The sequence below is a fragment of the Porphyrobacter sp. LM 6 genome (assembly GCF_001720465.1).
Taxonomy (GTDB): Bacteria; Pseudomonadota; Alphaproteobacteria; order Sphingomonadales; family Sphingomonadaceae; genus Erythrobacter.
In genome coordinates this window covers 1,047,219-1,061,543 of sequence record NZ_CP017113.1, presented here as the reverse complement: position 1 = coordinate 1,061,543, position 14,325 = coordinate 1,047,219, and the positions used below count along the sequence as shown (strand labels likewise).

Genomic DNA, 14,325 nt, shown 5'->3' with positions numbered 1-14,325 from the left:
CCCCTCGGGGTGGATCAAGTGAGCCCTTCGATTGTCAGGCTGCAATAGCTGACGGTCGGGTAGGCAAGGTCGATCGAGAACTCTTTGTAGAAGCCGTAGACCGTGAGGCTCTCGAAGCTTTCGGAGCCGATCCAAAGGACCGGCGATGCGCGCAGAGCGGCGAGATTGCGGGCCACGTCATCAATGGCGCTGGTCGGCATAACGACCCGGGCCGTCATCCTCTTGGCAAAGGCGCGCTCGACCACCGAGGTAACCCCGAACTGGTCGGTCTCTTTCCTCGAATAGTCGATGATCCCGATGTCGACGCCGTGCTCGGTCTCACCGATCGTAAACTGCCGGCCGAATATCAGCGCGCCGCAGGAAACAAGGTCAGCCGGATTGTCGCGCGTGACCGTGACGGTGATAATGCCCGCCTCGTAGACCGGTACATCGAGAAACAGCAGGCTCGACTTGCGTCCAACCGGCTCGAAGAACCAGCTGAACCAGTTGTCGATGGCCGTGCCGCCGAGATTGAAGCTCTGGGTCTTGGTGTAAAGCGTGGAGCCCGACACTGTGAGCGATACCGTCGCGCTCTCTGCATCAGTGTCGATAAGCGCAACCCCGTCCGTGGCGCCTGGCGCCAGCACAACCTGCAAGCTTCCGGTCCGTGTCGTGGCGGTGCCAACCCTGTCATCGAACATGGCCCAGCGGTTGGTCGGCCCCAGATCGAGCCACTTGGTCGGATCGCTTGCCGGGTTGACCCCTGTCGAGGCTACCAGTGCTTCGTAGCGCCGATGGGTGGATGTCAGGATTACCCGGGCACCCACCGCATAGGCTGTTCCGGCTGCCCAGACCGGGTGGTCATTCTCCGGGGCCGTGCTGCTGGTCAGCATGGCATCGGTCAGCGTGGTGGGGCGTATCAGCTTCATGCCGCTGTCCTCACCGCCAGGGCGTCGCCGTCCGGGGTAACTCGTTCCAGGATGCGGGCGGTCTTGCTGGTGCCCGAGGCAATCGTCGCTGAGGCAATTCGCTGCTCATCGCGCAGATCCGCCACTTCCTGCCGCAGCGCCTGCAGTTCTCCGATTAGGGCAGACTGACCGTCATTGGCCGGGATGGTCGCCACGCCCATCTGGTTCGCCGCGAACTGGTCCCACCAACCGGGTGAAGAACTGTCGTCCGGCGCCACTTCGACCCCGACGGTGGCGCCGGACGCCTGATTGATGATCGCCAGCGTCTGCTCAAGGCTGGCAGCCGTCAGACCCTGCAGGCGCGCCAGATCCTCGCCGGACCTGGCCGTATTTGCAGCGACCGACAGCAGTGCTTGGCTCAGAGCAGGCAGCGATTTGGCAGCCTCCTGGTCCCCGCCGCGCGCCAGCATCGAGGCATTGTTGAACTTTGCCAGTGCCTCGGCATAGCTGTTTGACCTTGTGCCCGTAACACCCCGGATCCGCTCGATCTCGGCGATCAGGCCGTCGGTGATCGCTGCCCAGGCCGAGCGCAGTTTCTCCGCGGCATTCGCTGCATCTTCGACCGCCTCCTTCTGATCTTCGAGGGCCCAGATCTGAAGCTGCAGGGCGCGGTTGCTTGCATCGATCTGGGCCAGATCAAGCGCCCGAAGCGCAGCGGTATTGCCTTGAACCTCCAGCAGCTGTCGCTCGAGCGACAGGCGTTCATCCGCAATGGCGGCCGCACTGGCTGCGTCTTGGGCTGCGCCGATGAGCTCCGCAAAGGCTGGCGCAAGCTGGATCAGTGTCACATAAGCCGCGCGGCCAGCCTCGGTGGTCAGATCCTGCGCTTCGACCAGCGAGCGGAAGCCTGCGATACTTTGCGGCAGTTGAAGCCCGAGGCTCTCGAACACCAGAGCCATCTGCGCGGTCTGGGCCGAGGCTTGCTCGGCCTTGCTGTAGTAGAGCGCAAAATACTCGCCCGTCGCCGAAGTCATATCGCTGGCCGAGCCGAACAGGTCGAAGAGGTTCATCTTGGCCGCAAGGCTCAGATCCTCGACCGAGGTGCCGAGCAGGTTAAGCGAGGAACTCACCGCCTCGACACTGGAGGCAACACGGATCAGCGTCTCGAAATAGCCTTCGCCGACCTTCTGGAATTGCTCAAGCCCAGGCACGGCATAGCGAGCCAAATTGTCGGCCGCTGCGCCAAAGACAGCGGTCAGCTTTTCCTGGATCTCGGCACCGGTCAGACCCTTCAGATCGATCTTGCCGATATTGACCACGAAACCCTGTAGGCGGGACTGAACTTCGCCAAGCGACAAGCCCAGAGGGCTCGCTGCGGCCGAGATCGCATCATAGAAACCGGAGAAAATGAGCGCAAACTGGCGCTCAAGCTCAGCATCAGCCGCCGAATATTGGGTCGAATAACTCGAGCCCATACTGATCCCGAGGAACTTCTTGGTCTTCTTGACGTCAGAGTAATAGCTCGCGTCAAACCCGTCGGAGAGGATCTCTGCCAGCGACTGGCCGCGACCGAAGATGCCCTGGCCGGTAATCGTAGTCTTGGTGCCGAACAGTGCGCCGAACGCCTTGCCGACTAGCCCGACCAGACCGCCCAGAATGCCGCCGATGATGGGGATCTTGTTCAGAACGGCCCCGACGCCTTCCAGCCCCCTACCGATGAGGCCGGTCACGCCCGTGGACTGATAGCCGGTGTTTACACCTGCAGCCGAGGCTTCAGCGCCATTGGTGCGGATGATGAGGTTGGTAAGCCCGCCGATATTGGCTTCGATGTTGCGCAAGGAAGCCAGCATGGCGGCGGAGTAGCGCATGGTCAGCGTGTCGACCTCCCGCAGGTGATCGATGGCTTTGGCAATACTCTCCGACTTTGCGGTGCTGTCCCCAAACACTGTTCCGGTGCCATCATTGGCGGCAGGCAGTTTTGGAGACCCGCCAAAGGCGCCGCTGATCGCGACACCGAGAGATGCAATGACACCGGCCGTGATAGCACCCGCGGCGATATTGAGCGGGAAAGGCAACGAGCGGATGGCGTTCACGACGGCTTCAACGGCCTTGATGCCGGTCGTAATGATCGAGTTGCCCTGTTCAACACCGGCGCGAGCGGTGTCGGAGGCTGCCATGGCGGTATCGCTGGTGACCTTGGCTGCGGTCTGCGCGCCAATGAGGCCAATCTTCACCGCGGCATTCTTGATGGCGATCGCCAGTTCAAAGGCGCGGAACACCTTCTCGGCCGCCAGCAGCGCCTTGTAGCCGTCCGAGCCCTCCTTGAAGAAGCCCTTCGCGGCCGAGGCGAGATTGCCATAGTGATTAATCTCGGCCGATGCCTGGGCGGCACGCGCATCGGCATACTGGAATGAAGTGCGTCCATATTCGCGCTCGGCTTCAGCCACGCGCTGGGCTGCAGCCACCTGCGCCGAAGCAAAACGCGTGATCTCGACGCTGATCGCGCCAATAGCACCGCCAACCGAGCCAAAGGCATCAGCCATGTTCTGTGCCGCAGCCTCAGTGGCAGAGACCATGTCCTCCAGGCTCTGCAGGAACTGCTCCTGTTCGCCCTGCGCAAAGTCCGCCTCCATCAGGCGGGTGCGGGCCGCGCGATATCGCTCCCAAGCTTCGACACCGCGTTCCAGAACGATCTGCTCGCGTTCGGCTTCGAGATTGGCGAGTGCTTGAGCGCGGGCCGATTGGCCAAGCAGAGAGACCTGCTGTTCGAGCGGCGCAACTGTCTGGCGAAGGAACTCCGAGGTCGCGAAAGCCCGGGTCGCCTGTTCCCAGGCTTCGCCGGCTTGGAGAATTGCAATCCGTGTTTCGTCGGTCGGCGCCTTGAGCGCCGCCATGGCGACTTCCATCCGCTTGATCTCGATCGGGGTCTTGCCAATCTTCGCTGTCTCGAGCGCGAGGTTGGCGGCAAAGTCGCGGGCAGCTTTTAGCGCCCGTTCGGCTTCAGTTTCCTTCGGGCCTTTGGCGCTGCTGGCACCGTCGCTGCCGTCGCCGCGGATCTCGTCCGCCTTTGCGGCAAGCCGGGCTTTGGCAGCAGCGATGCTATTCTCCCGCCACCGCGCCGAGAAGGCATCCATCATGCCCATGGCATCGCCAAAAGCCGAGGCGAACTCGTCGCGGACCTGTGCGCCCATTCGGGCCGTCGAGCCGGCAAAGCTGTTTTCCATGCGCGGCAGAGCCACGCTCTCGATCCGGGTGATGGTGGCAAGGCCCACTCGATCGAGCATAGGGTTCACCCATTCGGCGAGCCAGTTGAGGGCAGCGATCGCTTTGTTGGCGAGGTATTCGATGCCGCTGATTGCCAGATTAGCGGCGCCCACGGCGGCTTCACCGATCACGCCGGGCAGTGCGGTCCAGGTGACTCGGATCGCATTGAACCCGCCAACCCAGCCAGCATAGAGAATGGCGACGGCGTATTTGCCAGCAGTCAGAACGGCCTCAAAGGCCGTGACAGCCCAATCCTTGAGGGTCGAGAATACCGAGCCTAGGTTGAGCCCATCCGAGACGGTCTTCCACAGTCCCTTCATGGTGTCGCCGATCGTGATCCCTACGGGGCCCAGCTTTTCCATTTCCTTCTTGGTGAGGCCGAGGCTTTGCGCATAGCGGTCTAGCTCGCCCGTCTGTTTGACGCTCGACTGGAACAGTTTGAATGCGCCGAACGCGATGCCGGCGGCAGCAGCGGCTGCGAGAAGATAGGGGTTGGTCAGTGCAGCCGCGGCAGCACTGGCAGCAAGCCCCAGCAGCGCCCGGGCCATGCCGCCGATGCCGACGCCGGCCTGCATTGCGATCTGCCCGATCTGCGTGCCCTGCTGCATGAACACGGTCATGGGTTTCTGGCCGGAGAACAGGCCGACCACCATGTCGTTGAGCTGAAAGACGAGGTTCTGGACATGATGCCCCGCAAGCTTCGCCGAACCACCCATGCGCGTGACACCGCCGCCACCGACCGCATTGAGCGCCCGGTCAGCACGCGAGGCGCTGTCCGCCATATCGCCCATCGCGCCTGCCACCGTGCGCTTCATGTCGGCCATCTCCTTTTGGAGCCGGGCGACGTTGGTGATCATTTCAATTTCGAGGGTGCCTGCTTTCACGTGCTGGGCTCCTTCGACATCATCAGCGCCCGGAAGGCGTTGGTCACTTTCCGGGAGACTTCATCTCGGTTGAGGACGGACGTGGCAGTCCATGGAGGCGGGCAATCAGGCTCGCGGGCGCGGACGGTTTCAGCGACGAATTCGATAGAAAGCCGTCGCAAGAGGCGGACCAGCCACGGAGGCAGATCGAGCCCCATGCAGTGCTGCCACTCGCCAATCGTGGCCCAGGAGATGGGGACTGCGCCCATCGCGCCGGGATTGGTGGGGCCGACTTCCATGAGCCAGTCGATCACCCAAGGGGTGCGTATGGGTGGAAAGTCCGGAGCAAGGTCGTCGATGGCCATTCGCTGCAGGCGGGTCAGCGGATCAGCATGGGTGTCGGGTTTGATTTGTTTGGTAGTGCGCGGCTTGGGAGCCGTGCCCAGCCACGCCAGTTGCCGGGCGTAAAGGCTCAGCTCTCGGCCGAGCTCTTCGTAAAATTTGCCCAGTCATTGATGTGAGCGGCGACCTGCGTGGCGATGAACCCGATCGATGGATCGGCATAGGCCTTGCGAAACAGTTCCTGGCCTTCGAGCCCGTCGGCGGGCGGATAGGTGAAGCCGTTGAAGCTGACCGTGCAGGCAGCCAGAAAATCAGCCTGCTCGGCAAGCTTCTCCTCGGCCGTCTGGTCCATCTTTCCGCGCTTCTTGATCTTGTCCATCAGCTGGTTCTGCTGGCGAGCCTGGGCGCGCTGGTAGACCTTGGAGCCTGGACCGTAGACCGTGATCGAGAGGCGCTTGCCCTTTTCGTCGAACAGCGGGGCGTCGTCGCCACCCACCAATTCGAGGGTCGAGGTATCGGTGGCGGCGAGCGTCGTGATGTCGAACATCAATGTTCTCCTTGGCAATGTCGCAATGATCTGGGAAATGCCGGCCCGAGTGCGGGCGTGGCGGAATTGGTAGACGCACCAGATTTAGGTTCTGGCGCCTAACAGCGTGGGGGTTCGAGTCCCTTCGCCCGCACCATGCCGATATGGCTGCGCGGATGTGGCGGAATGGTAGACGCCCGAGACTTAAAATCTTGTGAGGGTATCCTCGTGCGGGTTCGAGTCCCGCCATCCGCACCACAGCATCATTATGGCGCGAGTACTTCAACGATACCGACACCGGCGGAGTTGGTGGTGAGTTCGAGGGTCACGGTGGCAGTGGTGATCTGATCGACCGAACCGACATTGACCTTGAAGCTCATGACTTGCGCCTGGAAATAGTACTTGTCGCCGTTCTGAGTGGTGACGAGGAAGCTGTGATCAGCGTCCGAGAGCGAGGCAGATTTGAGCAGGATTTGGCCGGCATCATCAGTGTCGAGGCCGAGTTGGATCTGCATCGTGCCCTGGTTAAAGCTGCCCTTCTTCTTGACGACGCCGCGGCTACCGACTGGGTTGAAGGTGACGAGATTGAACTCGCGGCCGAACTCACCGAGGTCGGAGACTTCGCCGACCACGGTCATGGTGAGCGCATTGTAGCCGGTGGCGTCAAAAGTCGCAGGGGTAGAGGCCGACACCTTCAAGGTGGTGCCGGCGGAAGTCCGAACTGTCATGGCAATGGGTCCTTATGAAGGTGAGGCTCAACGCGCCTCGTTGAATGAGACGCGGAAGTCCTGCGTCTGCATGTGGATGCCGGTCTCCTCGTCGAGGAAATCAGGACCGGCGGAATCGGTGTGGACGGTGACGTCGGTCAGCCCGTCGATGGCGGGCATCTGGTCGGCAGCGGCATTGCGGACAGCTGCGATAATGGCTTTCACTTCAGGGTAGGTCCGGGCCAGAACGGCCACCTGCACGCGTTCGGTGACGCGGCGTTTCGGGCCTGGCGCAGGAATGTTGCGATCCACGCCGCTGACCGACATCAACGATATGGCCGGCAAGTCCGTGCCTTGTGGCAGCATCCCGGCGGCAATCCGCGCGACAGGTACGAGCGAGGTCAGCCCGGTGTCGGCCACCAGGAGCGAGCGAACCGCGATCACCCCGTTCATTCGTCGTCGACCTCGAGGGTTGGCGCCTTGAGGTTCCCGATCTGGACCCGGTGGGCGATGTAAGCACCCATGGCATTCACCGCTTCCTCCGCTTTCTGGTCAAGCGCGGGGCGCAGGAAGGGTTTTGCAGCGTGACCCGGGTGCATGACGGTGGGGCCGACGAAGTTCTCGCCAATCTTGAGGCTTCCGCGCTTCACCATCTTGTTGATCGTGCCGATGCTGACTTTTCGGGGCCCGTGCCGGGTCTCACGCACCGGCCTGTCCGCCTCGGAAACCGAGATCAAGTGAGGTGCGACCCCATATTCAATGAACAGCCCGAGATAGGAGCCGGACCCGCGCAGTTTGACGTAGGATGAGAGCTTGGCGCCCTCGGTCCGGGTGCCGATCCCGATCGCGCGCTTCAATTGTCCGTTCTTTACGGGGACATTGGCCTTGGCCTGCTGTTGAATGACCTTGGCCCCGGCACGCAGACCGCCACGGATCACGTTGCGTTCGAGGTTTTTGGGCAGTTCATCGAGCAGACGCAGCAGTTCCGGGCCGCCCCTGAGCCTGATGGTCATGGCGCGGCTCCTTCGCTGGAGAGTTCTTCAGTCATGATCTCCATGGCCTCGCGCCGGCCAATGGTGGCCGGTCCGGAAATGATCTGATGGGTGCGATTATCAATGATGATCCGCATATCTGCGGCGAGCCCTGCGAGATAACGGATGCGAATGCGGGCAGGACGGCGGCTGATCTGGATGCTGTCGGCGAGACGCTGGGCCCGTGAGGGCAGAATGTCCTTCACTTCAGCCCAAACGCAGGCAAATTCGGTCCAGGTGACGGCTTCAGTGCCGTATTGCGGGTCGCGATCCACCACCTTGCGCTCGATTTGGATCCGCCTGTCGAGCTTCGAGGCTAGATCCAGCGGCATTGGAGCTGACCCACCAGTGTATCGAAGGCGAGACAGGGCGCGCCTTCGCGGTTTTCGAACATCGAGGCGGTTTTGACGAGGATTGCAGCGCGGGCGATCGCCAGATCCGCGTCATACTCGCTAAATCCGGCCGAGAGCGTGATCCGGATCAGACCGTCCGCGCCCAGTTCCGGCCATGACCTGCCAGAGGCCGGACGGATGCGGGTGAACCCATTGCGCTTACGAGCAACATAGTCGGTTTCCGGCAAAGTGACTGCTGCTCCATTCACGGCCGTGTAGCGGATCTCGGCTACCGTCACCGGACGAACCGGCACGGTGATCTCCGGCGACCAGCTTTCAAGCTGGAGTTCGAGCGTCTGCTCGCAAAGCTTTAGCCCGGTCAGCAGTTCCAGCTCGGCCTGGGCGGCATCAAGTTTTGCTCCCAGCAGCAGATCCTCGTCGCGGCCATCAAGGCGCAGCTGCTGGCGCGCTTCCTCGAGCGTCACGGCCCGGTCCTGAGGCGGCTCGAGCGTGACGATCTCGGACATTAGCCGGCCTTGTTGCGCGTATTGGCGCCGGCCTTGTTGGCAATCGGCGGCTGCTCGGCAGGTTCAGCGGTTTCCGGAGCCTCAGGCTCAGGCGCTGATGCCGGCTTAGCCTTGGTGGTCGGCGCGCCATCGACTTCGATGGCAAGTCCGCGCTCGATCAGGCTTTTGCCCGCAAGATCATCGATCTCGAAGATCTCGCCGGTGGTGATGTTGTCAGAGCTCACCGAGCTCACGTGAATGGTATCGAGTGCCTGCAAATGCATGGGCTATCTCCTTGGTAAGTTGGATGGGCTGACCTTCAGGCCAGCCCATCCCAGTTCATCAGACCTTGGTCGCCGCCGTGGCCGCAGCCGCAAAGTCACCCTTCACGAAGGCCTCAGGACGATAGACTGCAAGAGCGAGACGTTCTTCGGCGAGCACCGTGACTAGGTTCTTGCGGAAGTTCTGGTCATCCTCGGTCGAGATCTCGACCACCGCGTCCATGCGGTCGAAAATCTGGGCGCCAAGCTGGAAGGCACCGGTCAGGAACTTGCCGGTCGCCATTGACTGAGTGGACACCACCGGCTGGCCCCAGAGCGTGGGCGTGATCGTCCCCTGCGGGTTGCCGACGATGAACTGGCCTTGGCCATCCTTCAGCAGCTCGATCGCCGCCCAGTCCGCCGGGTGAAGCACCACGCCGGTCGACATGAGTTCGGACAGGGCGGTCTGTAGCATGGCAAGGCGCAGCACATCGATCCGGGTCACCGTCGCCGGAATGGTGATCGGCGGCGTGAACGCGGTAGCCTGCGTGTAAATGCCGGCGAGATCCGTGCCCGTGCCGCTACCATTGAGCAGCTGGTTTTCTTCGACCAGTGCGAGGCCGTAGCGCAGACGCCCGTCGATATAGGACTGAAGCATCGGCACATCGTCGAGGATCTGGCGGGTCGCCAGAACCCAGTGGGCGATGGTGGTGACGTTGCTAGTCAGAACATCGAACTTGATGTCGGACTGCGGCTTGGTCGGGCCCGTGGTTTCCGAGACGGTCGCGGCCGCATTGGCGTAGCCCGTTTCCTTGACATACTGCACCGAATTGCTGGCAGTCCGCCCCGGGGTCAGCAGGTCGCGCACCGTCAGACGGCGCTGGCCGGGCATGATGATGCCAGGGGCGCGGTCAGAAACGATGAGATCACCGGCCGAACCATTGGCATCGGTGGTGAGCGCAGAAATGATGGCCTTTACCTCAACGCTGGCGCGCCCCCGAACCGTATTGTTACCAAGGAAGGCCTTGATGGCCTCATCAGCCACGACCTGCTCGCCGATCGTCTTGAACTCCGGCGAAGCGTCATCAGCCACGCGGCGGGCGAGCTTCTGCTCGACCTCATCGAGCCGTGCCTTGGCTTCGTTGAGCGCTGTCAGCGCTTCGTCTGCCAGTTCCTTGGTGGCGTTGGAGAGGTCTTCGCCGCGCTGCGCTTTGCCCAGCGCTTCTTCAGCCAGTGCCTTCACCTTGTCGTGCTTGCCCTCGAGATCGGATTTGATCTCGTCGTGGCGGGCATCGAGAATACCGCGCAGTTCAGCCTGCTTGGCATCAAGGGTCGATTTGACTTCACCGAGGCGCGCGTCGAGCACGCCTTTCACTTCGCCGGCAAGCTGCTCGGCGGTCTTCTGATCGCTCATATAATTTGTCCTGTGTGGGAGTGGGTTCAGGCGCGAAGCTGCGCCTGCAAAGCCGACAGGAAGTCGGAAGGGGTGCTGCCAGACTCACTCCGGAACAGCGGCGCCAGGCCTTTGCCCGCAATTGCGGTGGCTTGGCTTTTCGAGAACCCTGCCTCGCGCAGGAAATTCTCAAATTCGGGAAGCGTCGGGAGCCGGCCATCCTCGACGATCGATTTCACGCTGGTGATCACCGCGCGCTCGTTCATCGGGATGGTAACAAGGCTCACCTCGTAAAGGGCAAGTTCGAGAAGCTGTCGGGTCTTTCCCACCAACTGCTCGCGGATCGTGCGATAGCCAATCGAAAGGCCTCCGATCGCACCGTCACGCACCAGCGCATGAGCCTCTTGGCCAGAACGCGAGGTGAGCGAGATCTGGCCTTTAACCACAAGGCCATCGCGGCTTTCGGCAAAGTCCGTCCACACGCCTGCCGGGCGGGTCTGATCGTGATACATCAGCATCGGCACAGACTTGCGGCCTTTTAGGGACCGGGCGAGTGCTCCGGGCACGATGACATCGCCGCCTGCATCGACATTGCCGTAACCAGCCGCGAGCCCCTCGATCTTCCCGTCTTCGGTGACGGCCTTGGTATCGAGAACAAAATCGAGATGGTTCATTGGGCAACTCCGGGATCTGCAGGCGGCAGCGCAGGCACAACGCTCGTGCCGGCCTGCGTAATGGGTACATTCTGCATCTGCATGCGGGGGACATCGCCGCCCACGACAGGCGGCAGGTTTTCAAGGGCGCGGACCTCGTTGATGGTCATCACGCCGTTCGAGAGCATCTGCTGGTAGAAGGAGGCCCGCGCGCCGCTGTCGCCGCGCAGCAGACCCTCGAGGTTGAACTCAATGACGAGGCCAGCCTGACGATCAGCCGGAGAAAGCAGCTGCTTCGCCAGCGCCTGCTCGATGCGTTTCAGACGTCGTCGCAGCGTGAACTTCTGAAACCCCAGCGTCTGCTGCTCGAGGCCGGTACCCCAGCTCGTGGTCTTCTCAGTGTGTCCGACCATGAAAGGCGGCACGCCGAAAAAGCGGCAGACCTCCTCGACCGAGAAGGCCCGGCTCTGCAGCATCTGTGCATCTTCCGGACTGATCGAGAGCTGAACCCAGTCCATCCCGCGATCGAGCAGCATCGGCCGCCCGGCATTGATCGCGCCGGCAAACTTCTCCTGCAGCAGCTCCTCGGCCATTTTGCGTTGATCGAGGGTCAGCGTGTCGGCAGTCTTCAGGAGCCCAGAGGGGCGCACCCCATTGCGAAACGTGTCGCCCGAGGCTCGTTCGATCGCCTGGGCGAGCCCGAAGGTCTGGCGGCCGAACGAGAGGGTCGAAAGCCCGCCCAGAGGATTGCCACCGAAGCCCCGGATGTGGAGCATGTTGTCCTGAGAGGCGATCTGCCGAACGCCGTTGTCCGACCACTCGTATTCGAGGCTGCCGTCGCGCAGACGGCGCACGGTCATCAATTCCGGCGCGATTGGTACGCTGAGCGCCACCACCCGGCCATTGCTGCCCCGGATGATCTCGGCATAGGCATTGCCATTGAGCTCAATGCAGGCGCAGATGAACTCCCAGAAATCGACCGCGGTCTGGTCGGCATTGGGGCTGTCATGCAGGATCCGGTAGAGCGGATGGTCAGTTGCTATCGTCCGCGCGCCGCCTCGGGTCCGGTAGACCATGAGCGGCAGCGAGGCGATCGTGCCGGCCAGCAAATTCACGCAAGCCCAGGCCGAGGCGAGCCCTAGGACCGAGGTGGTCGAAACCACCTCGCCAGTTGTAGTCGTGCGCCCACCCACCGCCTGCACCAGCCGTGGATCGGTGAGGCCGATAGAGCGCGCGATGTAGCCGAACGCCTTCTGGAAAATGTTCATGCCTTCAGGCTCTTCAGCCAGTCGTCAATGGAGCCGCTGGTGTCGCCTGCCATTGCCGCCCCCACTGCCATGCACAGCGCGACGGCTGCGTCGATCTTGTTGATGGCCCGCTGCTTGGAGAGCCACTTGTTGTCCCAGCGGTCGGTCTCGGTGACCGCCGACATCATTGCAGAAATGAGGACCGGATTGCGCTTCAGGCGGATGCGGCCCTCTAATATCAGTTCTTCAAGGTGCCGCAGCGAGCCCGGCATCCAGAGGCCTTCGGTCATCTCACCCGCTGGCTTGGCCCGCTTGGTGCCGCCCTGCGGATGCTCGACAAAGGTCAGGTCGAGCCCGAGCTCGGCCACTTCTTCCTCGAACCGGCGAAAGGCGTAACGGTCATAGGCGACCGCCTCGACCCGGTAGTCCGAAGCAAGTTCGGCGAGTGCCTGCGCCACATGACGAAAGCTGATGTTCTCGCCGGTCGGCGCATTCAGAAATCCGTCTGCGACCCAGAGGTCGTATGGCTGTTTGTCCCGCAGCACGCGTGCCGCCAACGTATCGCCTGGCGTCCAGACTTCGACCCAGGCATCAAAGCAGGGCTTGCCGTCCTTCTCGCCATTGCGCTGGACTGCCGCCAATGCGGTCAGGTCGCGGTTCTGACTGAGGTCGAGCCCGAGCCAGACAGACTGACCGGCCTTGGGCTCGAACTCTGCAAGCAATGGCTCGAGCGTTGCCCGAGCCATCCAGGCAGTTTCGGCATCGGTCCAGACGCAGAAGTGAAGACGCAGAATTCCGTTGAGCTGTCCGGGGATAGCCTTGGCCTGGGCCACGACCTCCGAGAGATATTGCTCCGTAATCGTCACACCCAGCAGCGGGTTTGCCTTGATCCAGCAGCTGGGGTCGCTCAGCGGATCGTCGCCCTCATCGAGCGCGCAAACGTAGCTGAACGTCGTGTCGTCGATAACCTGACCCAGAAAGGTCGGGTCGGTCACTGCATCGGGATTACCAGCCGCAACCCGGACCGCGTGTTCGTGTTCCTCCCACGCGACTGAGTTGCGGTCCGAACCGGAGTTCGTGATCATGAACAGCAGCGGATCGCGGCGGAACTTGAAGCCGCGCTCCAGCATTTCGATGATCGAGCGATCCGGAAGCTCGTGGATCTCGTCCGCCAGCACAAAGTATGGCCGCGGGCCCGAGCCAGTCTTGCCGGTATCGCGCGACACCGGTCGAAAGAAGCTTCCGCTTGCCAGATGCGCGATGTTGAATTCGCGCCCCGGACCGCCCGAGAAGTTGAGCCTCCGATCCAAGGCTGGTGATTGCCGGACCATCCGCACCGCATCGCGGAACAGAATGTTGGCCTGCTCCTTCTTGGCCGCCGCCGCGTAGATCTGGGCGCCGGCCTCCTTGCAGGCGGTCATACCGTAAATGCCAATGCCGCCAGCAACCGGGGACTTCCCGTTACCTTTGCCTTGTTCGATGTAAGCCCGGCGGAACCGGCGCCGGCCGTCTTTTCGCTTCCAGCCGAACAGCGAGCCGACGATGAAGGCCTGGCTTGGCTGGAGTTCGAAGGGTTGCCCCTCAAACTGGCCTTCTGACAACTTCAGCACCTCCTCGAAAAAGGCGAAGGCGTGGTTTGCGGCCTCATGGTCGAACCAGATGCCATCCTTACGCTTCAGATCGTCGATGTGCCGCTGGCAGGCATTACGAACGTGCGGCCCGGCAACAATCTCACCCGACACCACCGCCTTGGCATAGGCCAGCGTGCGGTCAGGCGAAGAACCGGTCGGCGGGATCGCCAGTTTCTTGCGGCGGCTCGGCCGAGATCCTGCTCCTGGCACTGGGCGTCATCCCGAATTCTGCGGCGTAACGCATCATGTCCGCCGCCGCCTTGTTGGCGGTGCCCACCAGTGGGTTCTGGATCGCGTTGCCGTTCGATGTCTTGATCATGAGGCCGCCGGTCAGCTTGTCCTTCTCGGCCATCTTGGCGATTGCGCGCTCAGCCTGAACCCAGCGTCCGTAGGCTTGTGTGTAAGCAGCGAGCGCAGCCCGATCGATTTGGGAGAGGATCCCGAGGTTGAAGAGCTCGGTTGCTACCCGGCTCCATTCCTCGACCGCGTCGGCGGAAAGGTGGGCGGGCGCCGCCGGGATCGCTGCCTTGGTCTTGGCTTCCTTGCGGTTCAGTGTCCGCTTGCCGGGATTACCCGTGACCAGCTTCAGATGGGTAGGCTTGGGTTTCGTTCCGGGTTTCATGGCCGAGCGCCTTCCTCTATGTCTCGCGCCTGACCGGTTCCAAGCCTCCCAAATCCGAGGA

The 14,325-nt window shown here is 62.3% G+C and carries 15 protein-coding genes and 2 tRNA genes; 2 read left to right on the top strand and 15 right to left on the bottom strand.

Annotated elements, in window-relative coordinates; all coding sequences use genetic code 11:
• Positions 1-14: 14 nt before the first annotated feature.
• From BG023_RS05145 to BG023_RS05130, 4 genes are all read right to left on the bottom strand, one after another.
• Positions 15-908, bottom strand: a complete 894-nt coding sequence (locus tag BG023_RS05145) for a hypothetical protein (protein ID WP_069309501.1) — start codon at positions 906-908, stop codon at positions 15-17.
• Positions 905-5,035, bottom strand: coding sequence for a phage tail length tape measure family protein (locus BG023_RS05140; RefSeq protein WP_069309500.1), 4,131 nt, complete (start codon positions 5,033-5,035; stop codon positions 905-907). The genes BG023_RS05145 and BG023_RS05140 overlap by 4 nt, the downstream gene beginning before the upstream one ends.
• Entirely contained in the window at positions 5,032-5,379 is a 348-nt protein-coding gene (locus BG023_RS05135; RefSeq protein ID WP_069309499.1) for a hypothetical protein, read from the bottom strand. The genes BG023_RS05140 and BG023_RS05135 overlap by 4 nt, the downstream gene beginning before the upstream one ends.
• Positions 5,380-5,486: 107 nt before the next feature.
• Positions 5,487-5,903, bottom strand: coding sequence for a hypothetical protein (locus tag BG023_RS05130; RefSeq protein WP_083234551.1), 417 nt, complete (start codon positions 5,901-5,903; stop codon positions 5,487-5,489).
• A gap of 51 nt (positions 5,904-5,954) precedes the next feature.
• Between BG023_RS05130 and BG023_RS05125 the strand changes: the two genes are divergently transcribed.
• Both BG023_RS05125 and BG023_RS05120 read left to right on the top strand, forming a co-directional pair.
• Positions 5,955-6,039 (top strand) — tRNA-Leu (locus BG023_RS05125).
• A gap of 15 nt (positions 6,040-6,054) precedes the next feature.
• Positions 6,055-6,140 (top strand) — tRNA-Leu (locus tag BG023_RS05120).
• 8 nt (positions 6,141-6,148) lie between these two features.
• Here BG023_RS05120 and BG023_RS05115 read toward each other — a convergent pair.
• Genes BG023_RS05115 through BG023_RS05065 form a run of 11 tightly spaced genes read right to left on the bottom strand, consistent with a single transcriptional unit; the run spans position 6,149 to position 14,264 of the window.
• Positions 6,149-6,610 (bottom strand): hypothetical protein, encoded by a 462-nt coding sequence (locus BG023_RS05115; protein ID WP_069309497.1) that lies wholly within the window; start codon positions 6,608-6,610, stop codon positions 6,149-6,151.
• Between the two features lie 27 nt (positions 6,611-6,637).
• Positions 6,638-7,042: a tail completion protein gp17 gene (gene gp17, locus BG023_RS05110; protein WP_069309496.1), complete on the bottom strand. Its 405-nt coding sequence runs from the start codon at positions 7,040-7,042 to the stop codon at positions 6,638-6,640.
• A complete protein-coding gene (locus tag BG023_RS05105; RefSeq protein ID WP_069309495.1) occupies positions 7,039-7,602 on the bottom strand; it encodes an HK97-gp10 family putative phage morphogenesis protein in 564 nt (187 codons plus the stop codon). The genes gp17 and BG023_RS05105 overlap by 4 nt, the downstream gene beginning before the upstream one ends.
• On the bottom strand, positions 7,599-7,952 hold the full coding sequence (locus tag BG023_RS05100) for a phage head closure protein (protein WP_069309494.1): 354 nt from the start codon (positions 7,950-7,952) through the stop codon (positions 7,599-7,601). The genes BG023_RS05105 and BG023_RS05100 overlap by 4 nt, the downstream gene beginning before the upstream one ends.
• On the bottom strand, positions 7,937-8,479 hold the full coding sequence (locus BG023_RS05095; protein WP_069309493.1) for a head-tail connector protein: 543 nt from the start codon (positions 8,477-8,479) through the stop codon (positions 7,937-7,939). Before BG023_RS05095 ends, BG023_RS05100 begins: the two co-directional genes overlap by 16 nt.
• On the bottom strand, positions 8,479-8,742 hold the full coding sequence (locus tag BG023_RS05090) for a hypothetical protein (protein ID WP_069309492.1): 264 nt from the start codon (positions 8,740-8,742) through the stop codon (positions 8,479-8,481). Before BG023_RS05090 ends, BG023_RS05095 begins: the two co-directional genes overlap by 1 nt.
• Before the next feature lie 58 nt (positions 8,743-8,800).
• On the bottom strand, positions 8,801-10,132 hold the full coding sequence (locus BG023_RS05085) for a phage major capsid protein (protein ID WP_083234550.1): 1,332 nt from the start codon (positions 10,130-10,132) through the stop codon (positions 8,801-8,803).
• Between the two features lie 26 nt (positions 10,133-10,158).
• The gene (locus tag BG023_RS05080; RefSeq protein ID WP_069309491.1) at positions 10,159-10,785 is read right to left on the bottom strand and encodes an HK97 family phage prohead protease; all 627 of its coding nucleotides are present in this window, start codon (positions 10,783-10,785) and stop codon (positions 10,159-10,161) included.
• A complete protein-coding gene (locus BG023_RS05075) occupies positions 10,782-12,032 on the bottom strand; it encodes a phage portal protein (protein WP_069309490.1) in 1,251 nt (416 codons plus the stop codon). The genes BG023_RS05080 and BG023_RS05075 overlap by 4 nt, the downstream gene beginning before the upstream one ends.
• Positions 12,029-13,852 carry a terminase large subunit gene (locus tag BG023_RS05070; RefSeq protein ID WP_199797161.1) on the bottom strand — a complete coding sequence of 608 codons (1,824 nt, stop codon included), beginning with the start codon at positions 13,850-13,852 and terminating at the stop codon, positions 12,029-12,031. The genes BG023_RS05075 and BG023_RS05070 overlap by 4 nt, the downstream gene beginning before the upstream one ends.
• The gene (locus BG023_RS05065) at positions 13,782-14,264 is read right to left on the bottom strand and encodes a phage terminase small subunit P27 family (protein ID WP_069309488.1); all 483 of its coding nucleotides are present in this window, start codon (positions 14,262-14,264) and stop codon (positions 13,782-13,784) included. The genes BG023_RS05070 and BG023_RS05065 overlap by 71 nt, the downstream gene beginning before the upstream one ends.
• Positions 14,265-14,325: the final 61 nt, after the last annotated feature.